The sequence below is a fragment of the Nocardiopsis prasina DSM 43845 genome (genome assembly GCF_000341265.1).
In the GTDB taxonomy this organism is placed as follows: domain Bacteria; phylum Actinomycetota; class Actinomycetes; order Streptosporangiales; family Streptosporangiaceae; genus Nocardiopsis; species Nocardiopsis prasina.
Genome location: NZ_ANAE01000153.1, coordinates 1 through 22,686, shown reverse-complemented (window position 1 = coordinate 22,686; position 22,686 = coordinate 1). Strand labels below are relative to the sequence as shown.

Below are 22,686 nucleotides of genomic sequence, written 5' to 3'. Positions count from 1 at the left end.
CGGATGCGCGTGCTGATTCGGCCCGCGCCCGCCCTGCGGCACTTCGGGATCGCGGGGCGTCGGGGCCGCGGGGCGCGGGCGCCCGCTTCGCGGCCTTCGCCGCCGAGACGTCCCGCGGACGGAGGCCGAGCCCTGTACCCCCCGGGGCGCCCAGACCAAGGCCCGGGACCCTGGCGGGTTCGGCGCTCTCCCCACCCCGGGTGGGCCCTGGCGGAGCGGACCGGTCCGAGGGCGACCCGCACCGCCTGGTGGCGCGGGGCGCCACACCGTCCGAGCTACCTCGACGCGGCGCGGGTCACGGGTTCGAGTCCTGTGTCGCCCACACGGTGTGACCAGCGAAGGGCTTGTTCCGGAGAGATCCGGAACAAGCCCTTCGCAGTGTCCGACCGGGCGGGTTCACCACCGCGGGCGTTCGGACGCACGGGGGTCGTGATCGCGTGCGGACGTCATGGCCGGTCCCGGTGCAGCTGGGCGGTGACGACGAGCCAGCGGGTCACGGTCGTCTGGTCGGGGCTGGTCCGGGCGTAGGCCGCCTCCAGCATCCGCATTCTCTGTTCGTGGGTGAAGGCACCGGCGGGGCGGGCGAACACCGGGATGGACAACCAGGCCCTGCGCTCCGCCATGGTGGTGTGCTGCTCCTTGACCTCCGCACCCACCAGTGCGAGCCCCGCGTCGCTCAGGTGGCGGGTGACGGTGGCCAGGGGCAGCTTCGGACCGCTGGTGGTCGCCGGTGGCGGGCTGTGTCCGTGGTCGCGGGCCGCGATCAGGTGGATCAAGGAGTCCAGCGACGGTGTGGCGCGGTCGTTCGGGTCGGTCAGGCCCGCGAAGCCTCCACCGATGTTGAACACGAACCGGCCGCCGGGGCGAAGGACGCGGCGGACCGCCGCGGTCACGGCCGGGACGTCCGTCTTCCAGATGCCCGAGTTGCACACCACGGCGTCGACCCGGTGCGCGGGGACGTGCTGGGTGAGGGTCTCGGCTGGTGCGGTGACCCAGGTCAGGCGTGCGTCGTCCAGGGTGCGTCGGCCGATGCGCTGCATGGCGGCGGCGTTGTCCAGGGAGATCACCCTGGCGTCGGCGGGGACGAGATCGAGGATCGCCCGGGCGGTCACGCCGGTGCCCCCGCACAGGTCCACGACCAGGCGACTGTCGGCGAGGCGGGCGCGTCGGGCGAGGTCGTGGCTGGTGTCGCTGTACATGGGCCAGTCCCGCGCGAACGCGGCGTAGGCCTCGGCGGTGGCCTCCTCGTCCCAGCCGGTGAGGGCGTCCGTGGTCATCGCGGGCGCCCCGTTCCGCGGTCGGGCAGGTCCAGGTCGTGCGTGGGAGGCGCCCCTCGGTGGCGGTGAAGTGGCGCGTTGGCCCTCCACGGGCCGGGTCCCGCCAGTAGGCTACGGACCTCTTCGCCACCGTGTGTTCTGGAGCTGATCGTGTCGCTGTTCATCGGTACCCACCTGTCATCGGGGCACGGGGAGCCCGGCTCCCCGGTAGGTGCGGGGGTGTGCCGTGGCGGTCGGTGACTCCCAGATCAGGGCCGTGGTGGCCGACTACCTCAATCGTCATCCGCAGGAGGCGGAGCCGCTGGCCGACCCGGTACGGCAGCTGGCCGAGGGGGCTGACTTCGCTTCGCGGCACACCTATCCGATGCACGTCACCGTCGGTGCGCTGCTGGTGCGCGGCGAGGAGGTCCTGCTGGTCGACCACCTCGCGTACGGGATCCTGTTGCAGCCGGGCGGGCACCTGGAGCCGACCGACCTCACCCTGATCGACGCGGCGCTGCGCGAACTGGTCGAGGAGGCCGACGTCGATCCCGGTCAGATCGTCCCGGCCTCCCCCTCCCCCGTCTACGTCGAGTACGGACCGGTTCCGGCCCGCCCGGCGAAGGGCGAGCCGGCGCACTTCCACCTGGACATCGGGTACTCCTTCAGCGCGCCGGCGCACGTGGACGTGGGCCGTGTCCAGGGCTCGGAGGTCAGGGGCGCCGCCTGGTATCCCCTCACGACGGCGGAGCGACTGGTGGGGCAACGCGTCTCCCAAGCGATCCGGGGGCCGGCCGACGTCGGCTGACCGGGCCGTCAGAGGTCGAACAGGTGTTCCTGGGTGGGCAGGTTGGCTTTGGCCGTGCGTCCGGCGACCTTCACCAGCGCCGCGAGGTCATGGGGGTCGCCCGCGCGGTCGGCGGCGTCGATGAGCCGTACGAACACCTGCGCGGTGACGTCGACATCGGCGTAGGCCCGGTGTCGGTCCGCCGGGTGCGGGATCGAGAAGTGAGCCAGCAGGGTGTCGAGCTTGTAGTTCTCCAGGCCCGGGACGAGGCGCTTGGCGAGCGGAATGGTGTCCAGGTAGTCGATGCGCGCCAGCCTCGGACAGTGTGCGCGCTGGTGGTGGATGATGTTGGCCTCGGTGGCCGCGTGCTGCGCCACCAGCAGGTACCGGGTGTCCGCGGCGAACCGCCGGTCCAACGCCCCCAGCACCTCGGAGGGGGTGGGGGCCGTCGTGAACTGTTCGGGGCTCAGCCCGCTCTGGGCGGTGTCGGCGGGCGTCACCGGCGCGAACCCGGGTGGCCGGATCAGGGACGTGGTCCGGCCCGCCTCGACCCACCCGCCCTCCTGCTCGTAACGCAGCGCGAGAACGGCGACCTCGATGGGCTGGGCCGGATGCCCGGCGGGGGTCGTCGTCTCGAAGTCGATGACCCCGAAGGTCGTCGCCAAAAAGGCGGGGTCGCGTGTCAGGGAGCCCATGCGGTTCACCGTCCTGTCGCAGGTGTTTGGGTTCCGTGGCCTTGCCGGTCGGGGGCGTGATCATGAGGCGGTATCAGCCGATCGTCTCGCCTCCGCCCCGGCGGTGTCCCCGACCACGGCGTCCGTGCCCTGGGCGCCGGTGGGGGCGAGGTGGCCGTCCACGACGGTGAGCACCCGCATACCTGCGGCGCGAGCGGAGGCGACGCCCTCGGGAGCGTCGTCGACGGCCAGGCAGGCGCCCCGGGGGACGCCGAGTCGGTGGGCGGCGGCCAGGTACAGGTCAGGGGCCGGTTTGCCGTGCGGGACGTCCTCGCGGGTGACGACGGTGGCGAACTCCCGTTCCAGGCCCAGGGCCCTGAGACCGGGCCCCACCAGGAGGCGGCTGGCCCCGGAGGCCACGGCGCAGGGCAGGCGGGCGCGGCGCGCGGCGCGCAGCAGGCCCAGGACACAGCCGAACGGGGTGATGGTGCGCACGTGGGACAGCAGGTGGGCGCGGCTGCGCTGGATGATCTCCTCGTGGGGCAGACGCTCCCCGCCCGGGAGTGCGGCCACCAGGTCGTGGATGGACAGGCCCACGTGGCGGCGGTACCAGTGCGGGTCCAGGTCCACACCGTGCGGGCGCAGGGCCGCCCGCAGTGCCCGCTCGTGCCCGGGCGTGGTGTCGGCGACGGTGCCGTCGAAGTCCAGGATCAGCGCTTCGACGCCCTCGGGGATTCCGGAGGCGCAGCCCGGCGAGGCGGGTCCGGGACAGGTCCACGCGTGCGGCGCCGCGTTCACGCCGGCACCGGTTCCACGCCCTGCCCGCAGCACAGGCACGGGGTCTGTGGGTCCTGCCACGGCTCCCGCACACATCCGAGGTCGGCCCCGGCGTCGAGGATCCACGACCGGATCAGTTCGGCCGCCTCGAACTCGTCGACCCGGCGCCGGTCCACGACCCGGTAGCGCGCCGGGTCGGTGGCGGCGAGCCGCTCGTAGAGCTCGCACGCGGCCACCAGGAACCCGGACTGCTCAGGGGTGAGGATGCGCCGGTCGCGCCGTTGGGCTCGCTCGACGGCCTGTGCGGCGTCATCGGTGACCAGGACGGTCAGATCCGGCAGGCAACGGTAGGAGGCCGCCAGGTCGAGCAGGGCCCTGGCCGTGTCCAGGGCACCCTCCGGGTCGTCGGGACACAGCAGCAGGGCCTGGTACACGGCCGTGGTGTCGACGCTGCGGCCCTCGACGACGGACCGCCCCGCGGCCAGGTCGGGCAGGACGGTGTCCAGGTCATGGCGTTTCATGGCCATCAGGAGCAGGGCCTCGGCCATCGGGGTGCCCCCGCGCAGGAACGGGTCCCTGCCGCTGGCCTCGCGCAGCGCGTCCAGCAGGTCCTCGCCCAGTCCGTGGCGGCCGTGTACGCGTTCGGAGAACTCGTCGAGCATCAACGGCGGTTCGCGGAGGGCCTCGACGGCGCGGTTGGTCAGGTAGGTCTTGCCGACCCCGTTGACGCCCTCGGCGGAGATCAGCGGCCCGCGGGTACAGGCGGGGTGGACTGCTGTGTTTCGCATACGGCTGGGTTCCGTTCCAGAGGTGGCCGGCGGGGACGGGTCGTGCCTCACCCGGTCCACGCGGCGGCCTCGCGGGCGATGACGTCGGCGTGGTGGTCCAGCACCGGTTCGGTGTCGGACTCGGTCACGATCACGGCGAGCGTGTGGTCGAGGATCTCGGCGGCGCCCCGGCAGGGCGCGCCGGGCTGGTCGGTGAACATGGGTCTGGTGTCGCAGGGCACGAGCCGGAAGCTGCCGGTGGAGTTGGGTACGCCCCGCGCGGCCAGGTGCTCGGCGAAGGCCCGGGGGCGGGGCAGGTCCAGGCGCAGGAGCGGGGCGTAGGCGTTCCACTCCTCGTCCGGCGACGGGACCAGGGGGCGCAGTCCGGGTGTCCCCTCCAGGGCGTGCAGCAGGCGGTGGGTCTGCGCGCGGCGACGCTCCACCAGTGCGTCCAGGAGGTCCAGGTTGGCGCGGGCGATCGCCGCCAGCGGAGCGGCCAGGCGGGTGTTGGTCGCCAGACGGCTCTGCGGCGCCTGGCCCTTCGGGGGCGGCTGCCAGTGGCTGCGCGACGCGCGTGCGTGCTCGGCTATCCCGGGGTCCCGGGTGACCAGGAAGCCGCCCTCCCCGCTCCACACGACCTTGCCGTCCTTCATGCTGAAACAGCCCACCGTGCCGACAGTGCCCGCGCGCCGGTGGTCGCGGACGGTGCCGATGGCCTGGGCTGCGTCCTCGACGACGGCGAGCCCGTGTGCGGAGGCGAACGCGGTCAGGGCCGCCGGGTCACCCATCCGGCCCCACAGGTGCACGGGCAGGACGGCCCGGGTACGCGAGGTAACCTTGCGGGCCGCGTCGTCGTAGTCCAGGTCGAGGTCGGCCGCGTCGCTGTCGACGAACACCGGACGCGCCCCGAGCGCGGCCAGGGGGGCCACGGTCATGACCACGCTCAGCGCGGGCACCAGGACCTCGTCCCCCGGTCCCACGCCGAGGGCCGACAGCGCGGCGTGCAGGGCCGCGGTGCCGGAGGAGACCGCCACCACGTGATCGGCACCGAGGACTGAGGCGAGTTCGCCTTCCAGCTCCGTCACCGCGCGCCCGCCGCTGGGGTCGGGCATCTGTTCCAGGACGGGGCCGAGGTGTGCGGCGATCAGCCGTGCACGGTCGGGCACGGTCGGGAGCCCCGTCATGGCGCCTCCGTGCTCAGTATCCGCGGCATGTCCAGCACCAGGGGCCACATGTTCACGCAGTCCCTGCTGAACAGATCGCAGTCGTTGCACCCGGGCCGTTCGGCGAAGAGGGTGCGTGCGTCGGCGCCGCGGATGGAGCGCCGCCGTTCGGGGGGCGTGGCGGCGATGCGCCGGTCGGAGGGGCAGTCCCACACCGACCCGTCGGGCTGGACGAAGAACAGCCGCGCTCCCCCGAAGCAGCCCGCCACCCGGCCGCTGTCGTGGGTGGAGATCGCCTCCAGGAACCGCCGCGCGTACGAGGGGTCGGGCAGGGTCAGGCCGGACGGGTCGGCGTAGAGGTCATCGAGCTGGCCGGCCACCTCCGCCACGTCCGACGGGCGGTGGGCGTGCTTCTCGAAGAGGGCGTGGTCGGGTGCCAGGGAGATCGGCTGGGGAACGTAGTAGTCCACGCCCAGGTCCGCGGCCAGGCGGGCCACGTCGCCGATCTCCTGGGGGCGGGAGCGCATGACCACGGTGTAGATCCCCACCCGCGGGGCGGCCCGGCCCTCACGTGCCGCCAGCAGGGCCCGGATGCCCTGGAGCACCTGGTCGTAGCCGAACCGGCCCGAGCGTGAGGGCCGCAGCCGGTCGTTGGTCGGGGCGTCGGCGCTGTCGAGGGAGACCGACACGCCGTCGACACCCAGGGCGACGAGGCCCTCGACGATGTGGGGCCGGGTGAGCGGTATCGCGTTGGTCGCGATCACCACCTGGCAGCCCGCCTCCTTGATGAGTCCGATCACCTCCAGGGCGCCGGGCCAGTCCAGCGGCTCGCCCCCGGCGATGACCACCCGTTCGACCGGTGAGTCGGACAGGGTGCGGGCGAAGGCGGTCAGTTCCCGGCCGGACAGGTCGTTGCGCGACAGGTGGGACAGGACTCCGAGCTGGTCCGGTGGCGCGTCCTTGTGCTCCTCGATGGTCCCGAAGTAACAGTGGGGGCAGGCGAAGGCGCACGGGCTGCGCAGGCCCCACAGCAGGGTGACGTCACGCGACATGGGCGACCTCCCGCGTCCGGATCAGGTCCCGCACGCTCTGTTCGACGGCCTCGGCGCTTTCCCTCGGGGACAACCCGGTGGTGTCCACGACGGTGTAGCGGTCGGGCTCCCCTGCCGCCAGCACACGGTAGAGCTCCTCGGCCCGATGGATCACGGCCAGGTCCCGGGGCTCGAGCGTGCGGCCCACGCGCGCGGCGAACCGGTCCGTGCACACCGCCCGGTCGCCGGTGAGCCACACCGTGGCGTCCGGGAGCCGGGACCAGGCGCGCGCCGTGGTCAGCACGTACCGGGCCAACCGGGCGGGGTCCTCCTCGCCGTAGTGGGCGGCCAGGATCGCCGCCTGGTACACCGCGACCGAGTCCGGACCGCGGTCCTCGAGGATCACGTCCACCCCGGGGAGGCGCCGGTCGGCGAGCCGTTCGGTCTCGCGGACCTTGAGGGCGAGCAGGGCGAGGGTCTCGGCGACCGGGTGGCCCGTGCGCAGGTACACGTCCCCCTCGGCCGCCAGTGCGGCGGTGACCCGGCCGGGCAGGGTCTCCTCGGACCGGTCGGTGAGTTCGTCGAGCAGTAGGCACCGTTCACCCAGCGTGGCGGCCAGGGACCGGGCCACGGTGGACTTGCCGACGCCGTTGATGCCCTCGACGCTGACCCACAACGGGCGCGGGAGCGCGGGTTCGGCGCGGATGACAGGAGCGGTCATGGGTTCCTTCGGCGGGTAGGGGGCGGATCGCTCGCCGCCGGGTCCGTGCGGGGGTTCAGCCCTCATTGATGCCGCCCTCCCAGGGAAAGACCACCCACCCGCGGGTGTTCTCCCCGATGTAGGTGATGGTCGCCTCGGCGGGTGCGGAGCCGACCCAGTTGTCGTTGTTGACCGCGCACACCGCCGTGCGCACCCGGGCGGCGCCCGCTTGGGAAACCAGGCGCACCGTCGCCGCCAGGGTGTGACCGGTGCCCGCGACGTCGTCGACAACCAGGACGTCCTGGCCGGTCAGGTCGCCCAGCGAGCCGGGGTTGACCGCCACCGGCTCCGGGGTCTTGGCGGCGTGCCGGCTGTCGTCGGCGGTGTGGGTGACCTCGACCGTGCGCACGTCGCGCAGCCGGAGGCGGTGGGAGAGCCACACCGCGGGGGTGGCGCCGCCGCGCAGTACGGCCACCACGACCCGGGGGGCGCCGTCGCTCCGGACCTGCTCGGCGATGTGGTCGACCATCTCCCCGATCCGGTGCCACGTCAGGTGCACGACCGCCCGGTCCTGGTCGGTACGGGTCGGGGTGCTGTGCTGGCTCATGCGGCTCCCCGGGGGGCGGCGGTCAGGGTGAGGAAGCGCTGCGCCAGCGCCGGATCGCCGTCCAGGCGCCCCCGGTGTTCCAGCGTGGTGGTGCGGGCCGCTTCCATCCGTACGCCCCGCATGCTCATGCACAGGTGGGTGCCGTGCACGGCGACCGCCACGTCCGGGGTTCCCACGGCGGCGGCGACCCTGTCGGCGACCTGGCGGGTGAACCGCTCCTGGACGTGCAGACGCGCCGCGCACTCGCGCGCGATGCGCCCGAACTTGGACAGACCCAGCACCTGGTCTCCGGGCAGGTATCCGGTGGCCACCTCCAGGCGCATCGGTAGCAGGTGGTGTTCGCACAGCGACCACACGCTCATGCCCGAGACCACGACCAGTTGGCCGCTCACCCGGGACTCGGCGAAGCTGGTCTCCATGTTGGCGGCGTCCGGTGAGAGGAAGTCGCGGTACCAGGTCGCGACCCGGCCCGGAGTGTCGGCCAGGCCCTCCCGGCCGGGGTCCTCACCGAGCGCGGACAGGAGCTGGCCGACCAGGTCGGTGACGCGGTCGACGTCGACCGGCGGCATCGTCCGGGGATCGGTTTCGGGCAGCGGGGACGGGCTCTGTTCGGGGGGCGAGCTGAGGGTGTGCGTCACAGGGGCCTCGCTTCCAAGGGGTCCGGGCAGAACGGAGTAGGCGGGGTCAGCGTCCACGGGCCTGGGCGAACGCCATCACGTGCAGACGCTGGGCCAGGTGCCATCGGCGGGCCGCGACGGAATCGGCGAGAACGCGCGTGGTCGCGATCAGCTCCTCCGGAGTGGCGCCCTCGGGCATCACCCAGATCGGGGCCAGGCCGTACCGTCCGGTGAGGGCGTCGATCTCGTCCAGGTCCGCCTCGGTGCGGGCGACGAACTTGAACACCGCCCTGCCGCTGGCCGCGAAGGCCTTCAGGGTCTCGGGGACGAGCCGTCTGTCCTCGGCGACACCGGAGTTGGCGAGCTTGGGGCTGACGTTGAACCGCACGCCCTCGACCAGCAGTTCCGGGGCGGGGGTGATGGTGCCGTTCGTCTCGAACTCCACGCGGTTGCCACGGGCCAACAGGCCCCGCACCAGCGGCACCAGGGACCGCTGTTGGATCAGCGGCTCACCACCGGTGATGACGACCAGTTCCACCCGCGAACCGTGCGCCCACACCAGCAGGTCCTGGACCGTCTGCCGCGACGACTCCGCCCGCAGGTCGAACCGGGAGGTGTCCCAGGTGTAGGGGGTGTCGCACCAGGTGCAGGTGAGGTTGCACCTCGACAGCCGGATGAACAGGGCCGGAACCCCGCTGCTCGGGCCCTCCCCCTGGAAGGTGGGCCGCTCGACCCCGAAGCGCTCGGCGACGAGCAGTCCGGGCCCGTCCACACGTTCGGGGCTCATGGGCGCTCCACGTCGAAGCGCGCCCAGCTGCGCGTGGTCTCCCGGACGCGGACGGCGACCAGGCGGCCGGGCAGCCCCGGTTCGACGTGGTGGATGAACCACCCGGCCAGGTACCCGGCCAGGTTCTCCGAGGTCGGCTCGAAGGGGAGGACGTCGTTCAGGTAGTGGTGGTCGAGCTCGGTGTCCAGATACGCCTTGAACGGCGCGAGGTCACCGAAGTCGGTGACGAACCCGGGCCCGGTCAGGGCCGGGGCGGTGAGGATGACCTCGACCTGGTAGCTGTGTCCGTGCTGGCGTGAGCACTTGTGGCCGGGCGCGAGGCCCTCCAGGCGGTGCCCCGCCTCGAACTCGAAGGTCTTGCCGATGGTGTGGGTCCCTGCGGGGGGCGAGACGACGGTCTCGTCGGGCATGGGCGTCCTTGTTCTCTCGTGGGACCACCGCCCCTGGCCGTAGCCGGTCGGGGTCGTGGGCCGCGGGCAAGGTCGTTCGCTGACATCGGGGGCGGAACCGGCGGTGTCCCCCTACGGCCCCGGAGGCGCAGGTCGGAGAGGTGCCCGATTCGTCATTTCGAGTACAACCCCGCGGGCTCGCGAGGACAATGGCGAGAGCCGATCCAGCACCGATTCCACAGCGGAGGCGCCCTGCATGTCCGATCGACTGCGCGAGGAGATGCGACAGGAGCGCCGCGCATCGGGACTGGTCTGGGCTCGGTTCGCACGCGAGGCGGGGTTCAGTGCCACCTATCTGCGCAACATCGAGAACGGCAACAGGGCGTTGACTCCCGAGGTGGCCAGGGCCTACGACGGGGTGCTGAGCACGGGCGGCCGCTTCACCAGGGCCCTGCACGACCCCGTCACCGGCACCTGCGGGCTGGTCTGGGAGCGACCGGAGAGCATGGCGGTGCTCACCGGCCTGTTGAAGGGCGGTCACGCGGACCGGCGCGAGCCCCTCACCGTGGCGGAGGCCCTGTCGGTCTCGGCGAGCAGCTGGGCCAGGGCGCTGGAGGCGGCGCCCCGACAGCCGCTCGACGTCCCCGGCGGCCCGGGTCTCCTGGCACACATCGGAGACCGACTCGACCACCTGCGCCACCTCGACGACAAACTCGGCAGCGGCGACGTCCTGCACCTGGCCCGCGGCGAACTCGGGCTCATCATCAAGCTGATCCGTTCGGGGCGCTACAACGGAGCCACCGTGACCCGCCTGTACGCGATGGCCTCCGAAGCCTCGCGACAGGTGGGATGGGCCGCGTTCGACCAGGGCAAACCGGGGTTGGCGGGCCGGTACTTCGACGGCGCGCTGCGCGCCTCGGCCGAGGCCAACGACCCCGTGGGCGGTGCCTACGCCGCGTCGTTCGCCGCGATCCAGTGCTACTCCACGGGACCGGGCGACCGGGCGGTGAACCTGCTGGAGGTCGCGCACGCGCAGGTGCGGGGGAAGACCACCCCGCGTATGCGGGCCATGCTCGCGGCCCGCACCGCGCGTGCGCTGTCCACGACAGGGGCGAAGCAGGAGTGCGCGCGCCAGCTCCACCTGGCGCGTACGGCGTTGGACCAGGGCCCGTGTGAGGACGATCCCGAGGTCCTGTACTGGGTGGACCACGGCGAGATCGAGATGATCGCGGGGTCGGCCGCCCTGAGTCTGGGCGACCCGTCCGAGGCCCTGCGCCGTTTCGAGGCCGCCAGGGCCGCGGCTTACCCCGGGGACACGGAGTTCCCACGCAGCCACGCGATCTACCTGGTGCGGGCCGCGGAGGCGCATCTGGCCCTGGGGGACCTCGACGCGGCGGTCGCCACCGTACGCCACGCGGCCCGGTGCCTGAGTTCGGTCGATTCGGTTCGATCAGCCTCCGAGCTCGGGGGGCTGCGCGAGAAGCTGCGGGCCCACACCTCGTACACGGCCGTGCGGGAGCTCCTGCAGAGCGAGTAGCTCCCGTGGCAGCTGTTGGAGCAGGGGCCGGCGCGGTCCCTGCTGTTCGGGGCCCAGGGTCCGGGGGACTCGGAACGCTCACGACCTGAACACCTTGTCGACCTTCGTGGACACGCGCCAGAAGGCGATCACGGCGAACACGGAGGAGAAGGCGAGAAGGCACGCCACCGGCGCCACGACCTGGCGCAGGTCGCCGCCGCCGACGATGACCTCGCGCAACCCCGAGATGGCCCAGTACACGGGGGTGACCGTGGCGAGGGCCCGCACCCAGGAGGGCATGAGGTCGATGGGGACCAGAGCGCCCCCGACGACGGTCCACAGGAGAGTGACCACCCGGTCGTAGGCGAACGCCTGGCTGCGGGAGCGTGCGAGTGCGCACAGCGCCAGGGAGAAGGAGACGACGCACGCCGCGACCGCGACGAGGAGCACGACCAGGGCCGCCACACTCCCCCTCACGTTCAGGCCGAGCAGCAGCCACCCCACCAGGAACAGCACCGAGGACTGCATGAGGACCAGCGTTCCCCCCAGAAGCACCTTTCCGCAGAGGAGATCCCTGGCGGAAAGACCGGAGACCCGCACCCGCTTCCAGGTGTGCAGCTCGAACTCACGGAAGATGGATTCCTTGATGACCCCGCCCATGAAGAAGGAGAACATCAGAGCCATGCCGGGAACCGACAGATCCGCACCGCTCGCGTCGTCGTAGCCGAACTGGGAGGTGACGACGGCGTACAGCGGCGCCGTGAAGGACATCAGCAGACAGGGTGTCAGGAGCAGGGTCACGAACGGCACCGGGTCCCGGCGCAACCAGATCAGGTCGTGGCGAAGAACGGACAGTGCGTTGGTCACCGACCTGGCTCCGACTTCAGGATGTTGAAGTAGGCGGACTCCAGATTGGCCCTGGAGATGTCCACGGAGCGCAGTCGATCGCGCTCGACACCCGCCAACTCGACGGCCTTCATGATGTCGATGGCGGGATCCGACGTGGGAAGGCGGAGGAGGTCGTCCTCCACCCTCGCCCCGGGCCAACTCATCGTTGGCGGCGATCCGTCGAACTGGAGAACGAGTTCACTTCTGGCGTGCCGAGAGACCAGGTCACCCACGTGACCCTCGTCGAGGAACCTGCCCCCGCAGAGCACGGCGACACGAGCGTCGAGCTCCTCGATCTCTCCGAGGTAGTGGGACGTGTAGATCACGGTGGCCCCGTCCCGGGCGATCGAGGTCACCAGGCGCAGCAGATCACGTCGGGTTTCGGGGTCGGCTCCGACAGTGGGTTCGTCGAGCAGGACGATCTCCGGCTTGTGCACGAGTGCGCATCCCGCGTGCAACCTGCGTCGCTGTCCTCCCGACAGGTTCCGGACCAGGGTGCGACGAAGCCCGGTGAGGCCGAGGGCCTCCATGACGGCTTCGACCGACGCGCGTAACTCACCACGGCGGACCCCACCCAGAGTTCCGAAGTACCGGAGGTTCTCGACGACGGTGTGGGTCGGATAGACGGCCGTGTCCTGGGCCGCCAGGCCGATCCGACCACGCACGGCCTTCGGATGCGCCCCCACGTCGACACCGAGGACGCGTACCCGACCGGCGCCGGGGGAGGTGACTCCGGCGATGACGGAGAGCAGGGTCGTCTTCCCGGCTCCGTTGGCACCCAGTATCGCCAGGATCTCACCGCGCCCGACGGCGAGGTCGACGCCCCTCAACACCTGCCGCTCACCGTAGGACTTGGTGAGTCCCTCCACCCGCAGGCTCGGCGTCATACGCCGACCCGTCGGCCCAGCGAAAGCAGCATGTCCGATGAGTTGCGTTCGATCGCCCGAGCGGCCACGGGCTCCAGCATGGGCTTGAGCATCGCCACGCCGATCTCGAACTCGACCTCGAGCGTGGCCTCGGTCACCTCGTCGTCGACCCGGGCCACCTGCCAGAACCCCTGGAACACCTCCAGGTCGCCGGATTGCTGGGTGTAGTCGATGCGCCAGCGCTCCGGGTAGCGGATCTCCCTCTCGACCCACTTGAGTACGGACCCCTTGATCTGCACTTCCCACTCGGTCACGACCTCGACATGGCCGTTCTCCAGTGTGGCCTCGGACAGCACGCTGGTACTGATCACCGATTCCATGAACCTGGGATACGACGCGACGTCACACACCAGGTCCCAGACCTTTTCCGCCGACACCTGCAAACGCTCGGTCACTGTCACAATCGGCATGGATGCTTCCTTTTCGTGGAGATCGGCTCACTTGAGGGCGAACAGGGGGATGGAGCCGCTCGAACCGGCGGGATTCCGGGGTCCGGGCGCAGGCGGGAACGCTGTCTAGAGCGGCTTGGTCCAGTCGCTGGGAAGCAGGGGCGGAAGACCGAGGGAGTCGACGGTCTCGGTCCATCCCCTGACCAACCTGAGCCCTCCGAACATTCCTTGGGGCGATCGGAGTTCGGGCAGGTTCTCGTCGAGGCCGAGCCCCTTCTGCACCAGACCCGCCCACCCCTCGAGTCGGGCCAGCCAGGAATCGGCCCCTGAGGGGTCGGTGGCGAGTGCGTTCGCCTCGTGGACGAGTGTGAACCCCTGGACGCGGAGCGACTCCGGCGCACGGGTGATCTGGTCGAGGGCGCCGCCGTTCTCCTGCCAGTAGGGCTCACCGCCGAACTCGAGCCCGCTCACCTGGAGACTCGCCAGAACCAGCTGTCGGGTCTGCGCCGCCACCATCCGCCACTGGCCGGCGCGTACTCCACCGGCGATGTCCTCCAGGGATCCCTGGATGATCACCAGCGTGATCACGGCACCGTGACTGGTTCGACAAACGTGGGACCGCAGTCCGTTCGTGCTTCGAACACTCATACAACTCCTGTTCGGAAAACTGGGCGACGGCATGACGGCCGGGGCCGAGAACGCCGGGGCCCCGGCGGGGACTGCTTCCTCCGGTCCGGTGCGTCCCCGTTCCGGTCGCGACGACGGCGAGGTGGACCGCGAAGGAGTCAGGCAAGCTCTCTTTCCACCCTCGCGGCCGCGATGTCCAGCTTCCGCCCCAGGAAATCCATTTCCTCGGCGTCGATGAAGGCGGACGGCGTCAATCGCAGCACGGTCGGCGTGGTGAGACACATGGTCAGCAGCACACCCTCGGTCAGGGACTCCCGCATCAGTTCAGCCGTGACGTCCGCCTTGCGGCAGTGCAGGCCCAGCATGAGGCCGCGTCCGGTCACGGCGGAGAACAACGAGGGCCGGTTCGAGACGAGTCCGTTCAGGACCCCCTTCAGCGATTCACCCGCACGGCTGGCCCTTGCCGGCACGTCCAGCTCGGCGATGACGTCCAGCGCACCGAGAACGGCAGCCGACGCCAGGGGGTTCCCGCCGAACGTGGAGGTGTGCAGCAGTGGATCGACGTCATACGGACGGAACGCGTCCTCGGTGGCGATCACCGCCGAAGCCGGCATGACACCGCCTCCCAGCGCCTTCCCGCTGAGCAGGACGTCGGGGAGCACGCCGAGACCCTCATGGGCCCACAGCGTTCCGCACCGCCCGAGACCGGACTGGATCTCGTCGAAGACCAGCAGGCTGCCTGTTCGAGTGCACGCCTCCCGCAGGACCGCGGCGTAGTCCCGCCCGATCGGATACATACCGCCCTCGCCCTGCACGGGTTCGGCGAACACGGCGGCTGGCCGGTGGCGTTCGATCAGATCGGCGGCCGCGGCGGCGTCGTCGCGTGGAAGCCTCACCACGTCCGGCAGCAACGGGCCGATTCCCTGGCGGAACGCGCGTGCGTCGGTGAGACTCAGCGCGCCGGTGCTCTTGCCGTGGAAGGAGCCGGAGAGGTGTGCCAGGGGTGTCCGCCCCGTGCGGGCCCTGGCGAGTTTCAGTGCGGCCTCCACCGCTTCGGACCCGGAGTTCAGAAGGAGCACCTTGGACAGGCCCGGTGGTGCTGCCCCCGCCAGCGCGGCCGCCGCGCGGGCGTTGACCGGGTTGGGAAGGGTCCTGCTGGAGCCCGCCATGAGGTCGAGCTGCCGAGCGACCGCGCCCACCGGCCCGGGGTGCCCGTGTCCGAGGAGGAACACCCCGAAGGAACCGACGTCGAGATAGCGGCTGCCGTCCCGGCTCGTTATCCACTGCCCCTTCCCCGAGACCTCCGGGTCGACGGCACCCATGATGTTGTGAAGGAACGACCGGCCGGAGGACTGGTGGGTACGGATGAGATCGACGGGTTCGAGCATCTCAGTCGTCTCCAACCGGCTTCTCGTCCAGCTCGAAACCGAACGGAAGTCCGAGTGCCCAACGCCCCAGGAGCTGCCGTGTGGCGAACCGGGTGGGCGGATGGTAGCGGGCCGCCTGGGCGTCTCGCAGGAGCCGCGCCACCTTGCCGTTCGCCGAGTACGAGCCCACTCCGACGAGTTCGGCCGCCATCGCCACGGCGGTGGTCGCCAGCTGGGCCGTCTGCTGCTTGAGGGCCAGCGCCGAGGGGATCAGGGCGCGCGGATCGGTACCCTTCTCGCCCAGTTGACGCGCGAGCCCCGCACAGGACCATTCCATCGGCAGGACCAGGGACATGATGTCGCCGAGTGCTCCCTGGAAGGAGGGCAGCTGCGACCGTGACGCGTCGAGGTGCGTGATCCGGGACTTCTGGAGAGCGACGCGGGACTCGTCGACCGCCGCCGAGATGACACCCAGGTAGGACGCGGTCGAGGCGACACAGAACCAGGCGATGCCGGCGGCGAAGACCTCATCGCTCTGGGATCCCGGTTCCGTCCGGTGGAAGACCAGGTCATCGGAGAACCTGCATTGTTCGAACCGCACGGAGTCCGACTCCGTCGCTCTCATCCCGAGGGTGTTCCAGGTGCGTTCGGTCCTGATTCCGGGACTCCTGGTCGCGAGCAGAGCGACCATCAGGGCGTCTTCCCCGTCCTGCTCGTCCATCATCTGCAGACAGAGCAGATCACTGCGCTCCGCCAGCGAGCAGGGCACCTTGAGGCCGTCGAGGATCCAGTCCTCACCGGACCTGCGGGCGACGCAGTTCGACCTCGTGAGCGCTCCGGCGAGTCCGGGCTCCGCGAACGCGTTGCTCACGATCCGCTGCTGGCTGGCGATCGCCTCCAACAGCATCCACGACTCGTCGTGGTTGCGGTTCCAGTGCTCGACGACGACCCCGACCGAGAAGAGGTGCATGCTGGTGGCGATCGCCAGCGCGGGGTCCGCCGCCCCGATCCGACGCTGTACCGCGCAGCACTCCTCGACTGACGCCCCCTGGCCCTCGAAGTCCCGGGGGACGGGCAGGCCGAAGTATCCGGCCTCACGCAGGACATCGATACTGCGATCCGACAGTCTGCCGGACCTGTCGTTCTCCTCTGCGTGGGCGGCGAGTTCGTCGATGCCGCCCTGCGGGATGAGACGCGACGTGTCCGACCAGGCAGAGACTCTCGCGGCTTCGAAGGCGTACGCGTCCGTCATACCTGCTCCTTGACCGTCCAGGGCTGTGGGCTTCGCATCGCCAGGCCGGGCAACCGCTCGGCCCAGCCCCGCACGATGGTGGGCAGGGCGGCTTCAACGGGATCGACGCACCAGTTCACGCCGATCGGATCGACCCGGGAGAGGTAGGGGATGAATTCGCTGAGCAGGTCGATGGTGTGCAGTTGGAGGTCCGAGAGGTGCGGCCGGGCGAAGGGAAAGTAGAAGCGGTTCCACTGGTCGGGCGTGATGAAGGTGGGCGCCTCCAGTTCGCCCGCTCCGCGCTCGACTCTCCATTCGTTCAGCGAGGCGAAGGCGAGATCCCAGATCTCCCCCGCGGGCGCCGCGTGTTCCGCACGGCCGAGAACGACGGGCCGTGCGGCGGGCCCGCCGTCGGCGATCGCCAGCACACACGTGGCGACGTCGCAGGTGGTGACGGCCTCGAAGCCGGCGTCCGGCTCTCCCACGAGCACGGGGAGGGCTCCGGTCACTGATGCCTGGAGCAGGGAGTAGAGCCCGCTCCGTCTCCTGACGGCTCCGTCCGAACGGCGTCCGAGGATCAGTGGCGGGCGGACGATGCTCGCCGAGTAGCGTTCCCGTGCTTCCCGCTCCGCCGCGGCCTTCGACCATTCGTACGTGTTGCGGTAGTCGTGGAGGGAGTCGGAGCGTGTGTCCCCTCGCAGGCCGATCGAATACGCGGTGGAGATGTGGATGACGTGCGTTCCCCGGCCCACCAACGGGGCCAGTGCCGCCACGGGCGCCAGGTTGCCGCTGACCGCCTCGTCCCGGGGAAGGTTCCAACGCGGCCGGGCGGCGGCGTGCACGATGACGTGCCATTCCCTGTCCAGTTCCGCGGGAGGCGGTTCCTTGCCCATGCGCCAGGCGGTGCTGGTGTCGCTCCCCCGCGCCGAGCAGCCGACGACGTCCCACCCCGCCGCGCGTGCCTGTTGTACCAGTTCCCAGCCGACCACTCCGGTGGCACCGGTGACCAACATGCTGCGCCGCACGTTCATGCGTCCTCCTCATTCCGGTTGGCCTGGGAGCGGCCCCGCCTGCTGCACGCCGAGCCAGAGCATGTCCTCACTGAAGAGCGCCTCGACGTCCGGATCCCACGTCTCAGAGAGGCGATAGGTCCAGGTACCGGGCTCACCGACGCTGCTTCCCGCTGAGACCGCCGCCGCCCGCAGCCCCCACCGGGAGACCAGGTGTTCCTCCCCGAACGGCTCCCAGGAGGTACCGACCGCCGGTTGCAGGCTCAGGCGCCAGGAGCCGGTGTCGACATCGCCCAGGTAGGAGTGGAGCAGGTCTTCGGTGCGCTCGACGTAGCGCGGCACGTCGCGTTCGGAGAGCGGAGGGCTCAGCGACTGTTCGTAGGCCGAGAGCGCCTGTGAGTCGCCCAGGCGTTCCAGCTTCTCCCCCAGCCATTTCCATTTGAAGTACGGTTCTCCCCGCGCGAGCGCGTGGCGTTCGAGCGCCGCCATGAGCGCGTCGCCCGCTCGGATGCCGGCCACCAGGGGCTTGTGGGTGAGCAGGGCCCTCGCCGCCGCCCGCATGCGGTACGCGTCCACCGCGTGCCAGTCACTCATCCACCCGTGCGCTTCGGCCTGCAAACGCCGCTGCCAGGCGGTCCACCGCTCTGTGCCGAAGAGCGGAAGGCCCAGGCCGTACCTGGTGATGGCGTCGATCGCCTTGCGTTTGGCCCAGATGTCCCCCGGTTTCACCTGCCGCGGGGGCCACGTGTCCGAACCGAGTTCCCGGTGGCTGTCCAGGAGTTGTCGGGCTCCGCACAGGACCGCGTCGATCCGTGCGCCGTTGGGATACGACATCAGCGGAAGCAGGCTGGCCACGTCGTCTTCCACGACGGTGTACAGGTCCAGGTCGCTGGTGTCGTTGCCGAATCCGGAGATGACCGATCCCGCGGCGACGACGAGGAGCGGCTCTCCGAACGTCTCGTCGACCTGGTCCAGTACCTGTTGTTCCGTGAGCCCGTGCCGCTTGATGTATTCCTGGTATCTGTCGAGCCTGACATCGCGCATCAACTAGCCCATTCTGGTTCGGTGCGCTCATGAGCACGGCACTGATGTGGATCACGGCGGGTCTGTTGTGACAGCGACCGTTGTTCGTCCGGGACGGCCCTCGACGTGGACACGCGTCGAGGGATCCACGGAAAGGGAGGAGAGGGAATCACTCTCGCCGAGCGGTCGGGCGACCCGCCGCTGGTATTGGGGTTCGGTTCCAGGCGGACCCGCCGGGAGACGTCGCCCGGTGGCGGTACGCGGCCGGATGGCGGAGGCGCGATCGCCCATGGCGCGGACCCTTGTTCCTGTCGTCGACGCGGATGGAATCGGAGGGAAGTTGCACGTGTCCGTCCTCAATCACCGATGGACGACAAGTCTGCATTCGTTTCGACACCGTTGGGGAGGCGTTGCCCGTTGTCTGTTCTTCGGAGATCCCAGACAACGCCTCTTGTTTGCACAAGAACCACGAAGTCGTCGATAAATGTGATGACGGGGCATTCCATCACGAGTGAGGACCTCTGCAATGCGGACGGCGCCCTTCGGGGCGGTCGTTCCCGGAACGGTGGACCACTGCCGCGGGCCGCTCCCGTGCCCCCGGCGGCTGCTGGTGCTGAGGCGCCACACCTCCGAGCGGCTACACCGGTCCGACGCCCCGATCCGGCCGCACCGCGCCCGCCCTTTCGATAGCGAAGGCGCGGTGCAGGGGATCGAAGGAGAACCACCCGTCCCGGTACTGGATCAGGTGCAGGTCGGCCAGTTCGGACAACAACTCCTCGGCCGCCGACTGCCCGGTGTCCAGATGCCGGGCGGCGTCGCGGGCCGTGCACCACCCCTCTGTGCGGGTACCCAGCAGCCTGAAGGCACGTGTGGCCTCGTCGGTCAGCACCTCGTACGACCCCGACAGCAGGGACCGCAGGGACGTGGAGTCGTCACCGCCCATGGAGAAGAGCCGCAGCATCGCGGCGCTCTCCCACCGGCAGGGGCTGTCGTAGAACTCCGGGTTCATGTTCCGCCGGGAGGCGATACGGATGAGCAGGGGTACGTGCCCGCACGCGTCGAGGTACTCGGGCCTGCGGGCCAGTCGGCCTTCGGGGTCGAGGGTGGCCAGGAGCTCCAGGCTCTCCTCGGGGTCCATGGGCGGGACCTGGACACGCAGAGCGCCGTCTCTGGCCAGCAGGCCCGGCATCCGGCTGCGGCTGGTGACAACGGTCATGCAGCCGGGACTGGCGGGCAGGAGGGGGCGCACCTGTTCGGGCCCGGTGGTGTTGTCCAGGACGATCAGCATGCGCTTCCCGGTGAGCAGACTGCGGAAGCGAACGCCCAGTTGCTGTGCGTCCCTCCCGTTCAGAGCCGCGCCCGACTCGCCGAGGTCGTGGAGGAAGCGGCGGAGCACCTGCTCGGCGGTGAGGGCCGAACCGCCCTGCCGGAATCCGTTCAGGTCCGCGAAGAGCGTGCCATCGCGAAACCTCTCCGCTGCGACGTGCCCCCAGCGCAGGACCGTCTCGGTCTTGCCGATCCCGGCGGGTCCGTCGACCAGGACGAGCGGGGAGCCCCGATACCGCCCGTCGGAGGTTTCCGGGCACATTCCGTCGAGTTGTCGAAGGAGGTCGACCCGCCCGACGAAGTCGGTGACGGAACGCGGGAGCTGCCGCACTGTGGGAGCCGCCATGGCCTGTCGCACGCGACGCGGAACGCTCATGGCGATACGGACGAGACTGCCCTCGCCACCCAGCGCGACGTCACAGTGCCGGGCCAGATCCGAGGTCGGCTGCTTCTTGCCGTTCTCCACCCGGCTGAGGTGGCTCTTGCTGTAGTTGACCAGGCGTGCGAGGTCTCCGAGGGACAGACCCTGACTGCTCCTCAGCGTCCTCAACGCGGGGCCGAACTCCACGGGTTCGACGCTCACCGGTCGTCCACGCTCCAACCGAAGGTCCGGAAGCACGTTCTGCCTGTTCCCGCGCGGCCTCGCGGCACTGCGTCCGAAGAGTCGTGTTCCATCCGCCGTCCTCTCTCCGTGCAAAGGTCGCGCTGTGAGACACGGACCGGCGTCCTGAGGCCTCGGGCGACCGCCCCGTTCCCGGACGGGCGAGGATGAGAGGGTCCCCGCGCGGGCCGGGGCCGGTGGTCAGGACCAGTGGGCGCGGGTGCTGGTCAACGGGCAGGTGGACCTTGGTGGTCTGTCCGCGGCCGGGGCGTCCGATTGCGGCGCACCCGTACGGTGCGTCCCGGACGGGACCGCTTGTGGGGTGGCACCGGCGGTGCGCCGCCGGGCCGGGAACAGGGTCGCGTCGATGACCTCGCGCTGATCGGCCGCCCACTTCTCGCCCTTGAGTGCGTCGGTGGGCGGGAGCGGGGCGAGCAGGGCCCACGCGGCATCGGTGTGTTCATGACGGCCAGGCACGACAACCAGGATGCCAGGCAGGGTTCCGCCGCACCCCCACTTCCGGGAAACAGACGCCGGGTCATCGACGGCGTGCGCATCCTGGTCAGCCCCCACGCAAACGGCGATCCGGTGTTGCCCGGTGCCTCTGGACGGACAACCCTGAGACGGACAACCGGTTCGACCGGCTTTGCTCCGTAGTGCCTCGCAGCACGCGTACGACACACCGTTTCCGGACCCGCCGTTTGCCTTACACACGCCCTACGCTGCGATTACTGTGAGGCGGGCCACGGTGCGAAGCCCCGCGTCGACGCCAGGAGTTCGATCCGCGGGGTCGTGGTGTCCGCCGCCCGAGCCGCCCAAGTGAGGTATCCCAGCCATGCCCGTGATCAGCACCGACCGCGACGGCGTCGCCCTCGTCAACACCTTCACCGTCGAGCCCGAGAACCACGAGCGGCTGCTGGAGATCCTGCGTGAGGCGACGGACGACGTCATGCGCCACCTCCCCGGGTTCGTCTCGGCGAGCGTGCACGCCAGCCTCGACGGCACCCGGGTCTGCAACTACGCCCAGTGGAGCAGTGAGGAGGCCTTCCGGGCGGCCATCGCCCACCCGGACTCCAAGCCGCACTTCGCTGCCTGCCAGGCGATCGCGAGTTCCGACTCGGTTCTGTACCAGCTGCGCTTCACCGAGGGGTGAGCTGAGCGCGGCCTCCGGCCCGGTGGGGAAGGACGCGGCGCCGGACGGGGATCGCCCGGGAGTCCCGAGCCGTGCTGCACGAGCGGTCGCTCAGGCGGGCTGGCCGATCGCGGCCCGGTGGTAGCGGGCCACCACGGCGCGGGCGATGGCCGGGGCCGGGCACAGGGGGTCGGCCACCACGTCGGCGCCCGTGTGGGCCAGCCGGTCATGGAACAGGCCCGGAGCCAGCAACCAGGCCGCCACGGCCACCCGCCGGTGGCCCCGCTCGCGCAGCTGGGCGACCCTTTCGGTGACGGTGGGCCTTCCGGTGGCGATGAAGCCCGCCTCCACCGGGGCCGCCAGGCGTCGCGACAGGCGGGAGGCGGCCTCACGCAGCTCGTCGCCCGCGTGGGGGTCGGAGGTGCCGGCGCAGGCCAGCACGACGGCGTCACCAGGGCGGTATCCGGCGGCGTCCAGACGGCGCACGGCGGTGCCCAGGACCGCGGGATGGTCGCCCAGCGCCGGGGTGACGACGGCGTCCGCTCGCCCGGCCCGGGCGAGCTGGTGCGGGATGTCGGTGCGCACGTGGTAGCCCGAGGCGAGGAACGCGGGCACGACCACGAGGGGGCCGGGGGTCCGGGCCGCGACCTGGCCGACGGTCGGTGTGCGCACGTCGGCGAAGGCCAGCCTGGTGGGCTGGCTGACCAGGTTGGCCACGTCGCGGGCCAGGGTTCGGGCGACGGCGGTGCCGTGGGGGTCGCGGGTGCCGTGGACGGCCAGGATCAGGGTGTCTCGGTTCATCGCGTGGCGGGCGCGCCCGCCCCGTCCTTCCTGGTGCGGGTCAGGCGGTGCAGTCGGGTGTGTCCAGTGCCAGCCGGTAGCCGCGCTTGACCACGGTCTGGACGATCCGGGGGTCGCCCAGGGCGGTGCGCAGTCGGGCCACGGCCGTCTCCACGGCGTGGGCGTCGGCGTCCTCTCCGAGGCAGGTGAGCAGGCGGGCCCGGTCGAGGACCTGTCCGGGACGGTGGGCCAGGGCGCGCACGAGCCGCATCAGTGTGGGTGAGAGCGTGCGGACGGTGCCGTCGATCAGGACAG

The 22,686-nt window shown here is 70.9% G+C and carries 26 protein-coding genes; 3 read left to right on the top strand and 23 right to left on the bottom strand.

Annotated features, from left to right (window positions below):
* Positions 1-446: 446 nt before the first annotated feature.
* Positions 447-1,277: a class I SAM-dependent methyltransferase gene (locus D452_RS0117750; RefSeq protein WP_017545492.1), complete on the bottom strand. Its 831-nt coding sequence runs from the start codon at positions 1,275-1,277 to the stop codon at positions 447-449.
* A gap of 226 nt (positions 1,278-1,503) precedes the next feature.
* On the opposite strand from D452_RS0117750, the gene D452_RS0117745 reads away from it, so the two are divergent.
* Complete coding sequence (locus D452_RS0117745) at positions 1,504-2,064, top strand: NUDIX hydrolase (protein ID WP_017545491.1); 561 nt, start codon at positions 1,504-1,506, stop codon at positions 2,062-2,064.
* 8 nt (positions 2,065-2,072) lie between these two features.
* Here D452_RS0117745 and D452_RS0117740 read toward each other — a convergent pair whose 3' ends face one another.
* From D452_RS0117740 to D452_RS0117695, 10 genes are read right to left on the bottom strand one after another with little or no spacing between them, the layout of a single operon-like run.
* Positions 2,073-2,738, bottom strand: a complete 666-nt coding sequence (locus D452_RS0117740) for a 3'-5' exonuclease (RefSeq protein WP_017545490.1) — start codon at positions 2,736-2,738, stop codon at positions 2,073-2,075.
* 60 nt (positions 2,739-2,798) lie between these two features.
* Entirely contained in the window at positions 2,799-3,515 is a 717-nt protein-coding gene (locus D452_RS28525; protein ID WP_017545489.1) for an HAD family hydrolase, read from the bottom strand.
* Entirely contained in the window at positions 3,512-4,282 is a 771-nt protein-coding gene (locus tag D452_RS0117730) for a nucleoside/nucleotide kinase family protein (protein ID WP_017545488.1), read from the bottom strand. Before D452_RS0117730 ends, D452_RS28525 begins: the two co-directional genes overlap by 4 nt.
* 47 nt (positions 4,283-4,329) lie before the next feature.
* The gene (locus tag D452_RS0117725) at positions 4,330-5,445 is read right to left on the bottom strand and encodes a DegT/DnrJ/EryC1/StrS family aminotransferase (protein ID WP_017545487.1); all 1,116 of its coding nucleotides are present in this window, start codon (positions 5,443-5,445) and stop codon (positions 4,330-4,332) included.
* Positions 5,442-6,476 (bottom strand): radical SAM protein, encoded by a 1,035-nt coding sequence (locus D452_RS0117720; RefSeq protein ID WP_017545486.1) that lies wholly within the window; start codon positions 6,474-6,476, stop codon positions 5,442-5,444. Before D452_RS0117720 ends, D452_RS0117725 begins: the two co-directional genes overlap by 4 nt.
* A complete protein-coding gene (locus D452_RS0117715; protein WP_017545485.1) occupies positions 6,466-7,176 on the bottom strand; it encodes a dTMP kinase in 711 nt (236 codons plus the stop codon). Before D452_RS0117715 ends, D452_RS0117720 begins: the two co-directional genes overlap by 11 nt.
* Positions 7,177-7,231: 55 nt before the next feature.
* Positions 7,232-7,762 carry a phosphoribosyltransferase gene (locus tag D452_RS0117710; protein ID WP_017545484.1) on the bottom strand — a complete coding sequence of 177 codons (531 nt, stop codon included), beginning with the start codon at positions 7,760-7,762 and terminating at the stop codon, positions 7,232-7,234.
* Positions 7,759-8,400, bottom strand: coding sequence for a GTP cyclohydrolase I (gene folE / locus D452_RS0117705; RefSeq protein WP_017545483.1), 642 nt, complete (start codon positions 8,398-8,400; stop codon positions 7,759-7,761). Before folE ends, D452_RS0117710 begins: the two co-directional genes overlap by 4 nt.
* A 46-nt stretch (positions 8,401-8,446) precedes the next feature.
* The gene (locus tag D452_RS0117700; protein ID WP_017545482.1) at positions 8,447-9,166 is read right to left on the bottom strand and encodes a 7-carboxy-7-deazaguanine synthase QueE; all 720 of its coding nucleotides are present in this window, start codon (positions 9,164-9,166) and stop codon (positions 8,447-8,449) included.
* On the bottom strand, positions 9,163-9,576 hold the full coding sequence (locus D452_RS0117695) for a 6-pyruvoyl trahydropterin synthase family protein (protein ID WP_017545481.1): 414 nt from the start codon (positions 9,574-9,576) through the stop codon (positions 9,163-9,165). Before D452_RS0117695 ends, D452_RS0117700 begins: the two co-directional genes overlap by 4 nt.
* 235 nt (positions 9,577-9,811) lie before the next feature.
* Here D452_RS0117695 and D452_RS29280 point away from each other — a divergent pair, with 235 nt between their 5' ends.
* Positions 9,812-11,092 carry a helix-turn-helix domain-containing protein gene (locus tag D452_RS29280; protein WP_017545480.1) on the top strand — a complete coding sequence of 427 codons (1,281 nt, stop codon included), beginning with the start codon at positions 9,812-9,814 and terminating at the stop codon, positions 11,090-11,092.
* 78 nt (positions 11,093-11,170) lie between these two features.
* On the opposite strand, the gene D452_RS28515 is transcribed toward D452_RS29280, so the two are convergent.
* From D452_RS28515 to D452_RS30430, 10 genes are all read right to left on the bottom strand, one after another.
* On the bottom strand, positions 11,171-11,938 hold the full coding sequence (locus D452_RS28515; RefSeq protein WP_017545479.1) for an ABC transporter permease: 768 nt from the start codon (positions 11,936-11,938) through the stop codon (positions 11,171-11,173).
* The gene (locus D452_RS0117675) at positions 11,935-12,846 is read right to left on the bottom strand and encodes an ABC transporter ATP-binding protein (RefSeq protein ID WP_017545478.1); all 912 of its coding nucleotides are present in this window, start codon (positions 12,844-12,846) and stop codon (positions 11,935-11,937) included. The genes D452_RS28515 and D452_RS0117675 overlap by 4 nt, the downstream gene beginning before the upstream one ends.
* Positions 12,843-13,295 (bottom strand): type II toxin-antitoxin system RatA family toxin, encoded by a 453-nt coding sequence (locus D452_RS0117670; protein WP_026129426.1) that lies wholly within the window; start codon positions 13,293-13,295, stop codon positions 12,843-12,845. The genes D452_RS0117675 and D452_RS0117670 overlap by 4 nt, the downstream gene beginning before the upstream one ends.
* A gap of 105 nt (positions 13,296-13,400) precedes the next feature.
* Positions 13,401-13,862, bottom strand: a complete 462-nt coding sequence (locus D452_RS0117665) for a hypothetical protein (protein WP_017545476.1) — start codon at positions 13,860-13,862, stop codon at positions 13,401-13,403.
* A gap of 197 nt (positions 13,863-14,059) precedes the next feature.
* On the bottom strand, positions 14,060-15,289 hold the full coding sequence (locus D452_RS28510; RefSeq protein WP_017545475.1) for an aspartate aminotransferase family protein: 1,230 nt from the start codon (positions 15,287-15,289) through the stop codon (positions 14,060-14,062).
* A 1-nt stretch (position 15,290) separates the two neighbouring features.
* Positions 15,291-16,520 carry an acyl-CoA dehydrogenase family protein gene (locus D452_RS0117655; RefSeq protein ID WP_017545474.1) on the bottom strand — a complete coding sequence of 410 codons (1,230 nt, stop codon included), beginning with the start codon at positions 16,518-16,520 and terminating at the stop codon, positions 15,291-15,293.
* Complete coding sequence (locus tag D452_RS28505; protein WP_017545473.1) at positions 16,517-17,530, bottom strand: SDR family oxidoreductase; 1,014 nt, start codon at positions 17,528-17,530, stop codon at positions 16,517-16,519. The genes D452_RS0117655 and D452_RS28505 overlap by 4 nt, the downstream gene beginning before the upstream one ends.
* A 9-nt stretch (positions 17,531-17,539) precedes the next feature.
* Positions 17,540-18,553 (bottom strand): hypothetical protein, encoded by a 1,014-nt coding sequence (locus D452_RS0117645; RefSeq protein ID WP_017545472.1) that lies wholly within the window; start codon positions 18,551-18,553, stop codon positions 17,540-17,542.
* Positions 18,554-19,169: 616 nt separating this feature from the next.
* Positions 19,170-20,441, bottom strand: a complete 1,272-nt coding sequence (locus D452_RS0117640) for an XRE family transcriptional regulator (protein WP_017545471.1) — start codon at positions 20,439-20,441, stop codon at positions 19,170-19,172.
* Between the two features lie 219 nt (positions 20,442-20,660).
* Positions 20,661-20,936 carry a hypothetical protein gene (locus tag D452_RS30430; protein ID WP_152498607.1) on the bottom strand — a complete coding sequence of 92 codons (276 nt, stop codon included), beginning with the start codon at positions 20,934-20,936 and terminating at the stop codon, positions 20,661-20,663.
* 358 nt (positions 20,937-21,294) lie between these two features.
* Here D452_RS30430 and D452_RS0117635 point away from each other — a divergent pair, with 358 nt between their 5' ends.
* On the top strand, positions 21,295-21,612 hold the full coding sequence (locus D452_RS0117635; RefSeq protein ID WP_017545470.1) for an antibiotic biosynthesis monooxygenase family protein: 318 nt from the start codon (positions 21,295-21,297) through the stop codon (positions 21,610-21,612).
* Between the two features lie 90 nt (positions 21,613-21,702).
* On the opposite strand, the gene D452_RS0117630 is transcribed toward D452_RS0117635, so the two are convergent.
* Together D452_RS0117630 and D452_RS28500 are read right to left on the bottom strand one after the other, a co-directional pair.
* On the bottom strand, positions 21,703-22,392 hold the full coding sequence (locus tag D452_RS0117630; protein ID WP_017545469.1) for a sirohydrochlorin chelatase: 690 nt from the start codon (positions 22,390-22,392) through the stop codon (positions 21,703-21,705).
* 40 nt (positions 22,393-22,432) lie between these two features.
* On the bottom strand, positions 22,433-22,686 hold a 254-nt coding region (locus tag D452_RS28500), incomplete at its 5' end, for a winged helix-turn-helix domain-containing protein (protein WP_017545468.1).

Coding starts and splice junctions, on each gene's coding strand:
- D452_RS0117750 (WP_017545492.1), bottom strand. CDS start 1,277: ATGACCACGGACGCCCTCACCGGCTGGGACGAGGAGGCCACCGCCGAG.
- D452_RS0117740 (WP_017545490.1), bottom strand. CDS start 2,738: ATGGGCTCCCTGACACGCGACCCCGCCTTTTTGGCGACGACCTTCGGG.
- D452_RS0117730 (WP_017545488.1), bottom strand. CDS start 4,282: ATGCGAAACACAGCAGTCCACCCCGCCTGTACCCGCGGGCCGCTGATC.
- D452_RS0117725 (WP_017545487.1), bottom strand. CDS start 5,445: ATGACGGGGCTCCCGACCGTGCCCGACCGTGCACGGCTGATCGCCGCA.
- D452_RS0117720 (WP_017545486.1), bottom strand. CDS start 6,476: ATGTCGCGTGACGTCACCCTGCTGTGGGGCCTGCGCAGCCCGTGCGCC.
- D452_RS0117715 (WP_017545485.1), bottom strand. CDS start 7,176: ATGACCGCTCCTGTCATCCGCGCCGAACCCGCGCTCCCGCGCCCGTTG.
- D452_RS0117710 (WP_017545484.1), bottom strand. CDS start 7,762: ATGAGCCAGCACAGCACCCCGACCCGTACCGACCAGGACCGGGCGGTC.
- D452_RS0117700 (WP_017545482.1), bottom strand. CDS start 9,166: ATGAGCCCCGAACGTGTGGACGGGCCCGGACTGCTCGTCGCCGAGCGC.
- D452_RS0117695 (WP_017545481.1), bottom strand. CDS start 9,576: ATGCCCGACGAGACCGTCGTCTCGCCCCCCGCAGGGACCCACACCATC.
- D452_RS29280 (WP_017545480.1), top strand. CDS start 9,812: ATGTCCGATCGACTGCGCGAGGAGATGCGACAGGAGCGCCGCGCATCG.
- D452_RS0117675 (WP_017545478.1), bottom strand. CDS start 12,846: ATGACGCCGAGCCTGCGGGTGGAGGGACTCACCAAGTCCTACGGTGAG.
- D452_RS0117670 (WP_026129426.1), bottom strand. CDS start 13,295: ATGCCGATTGTGACAGTGACCGAGCGTTTGCAGGTGTCGGCGGAAAAG.
- D452_RS28510 (WP_017545475.1), bottom strand. CDS start 15,289: ATGCTCGAACCCGTCGATCTCATCCGTACCCACCAGTCCTCCGGCCGG.
- D452_RS0117655 (WP_017545474.1), bottom strand. CDS start 16,520: ATGACGGACGCGTACGCCTTCGAAGCCGCGAGAGTCTCTGCCTGGTCG.
- D452_RS28505 (WP_017545473.1), bottom strand. CDS start 17,530: ATGAACGTGCGGCGCAGCATGTTGGTCACCGGTGCCACCGGAGTGGTC.
- D452_RS0117645 (WP_017545472.1), bottom strand. CDS start 18,553: ATGCGCGATGTCAGGCTCGACAGATACCAGGAATACATCAAGCGGCAC.
- D452_RS0117635 (WP_017545470.1), top strand. CDS start 21,295: ATGCCCGTGATCAGCACCGACCGCGACGGCGTCGCCCTCGTCAACACC.
- D452_RS0117630 (WP_017545469.1), bottom strand. CDS start 22,392: ATGAACCGAGACACCCTGATCCTGGCCGTCCACGGCACCCGCGACCCC.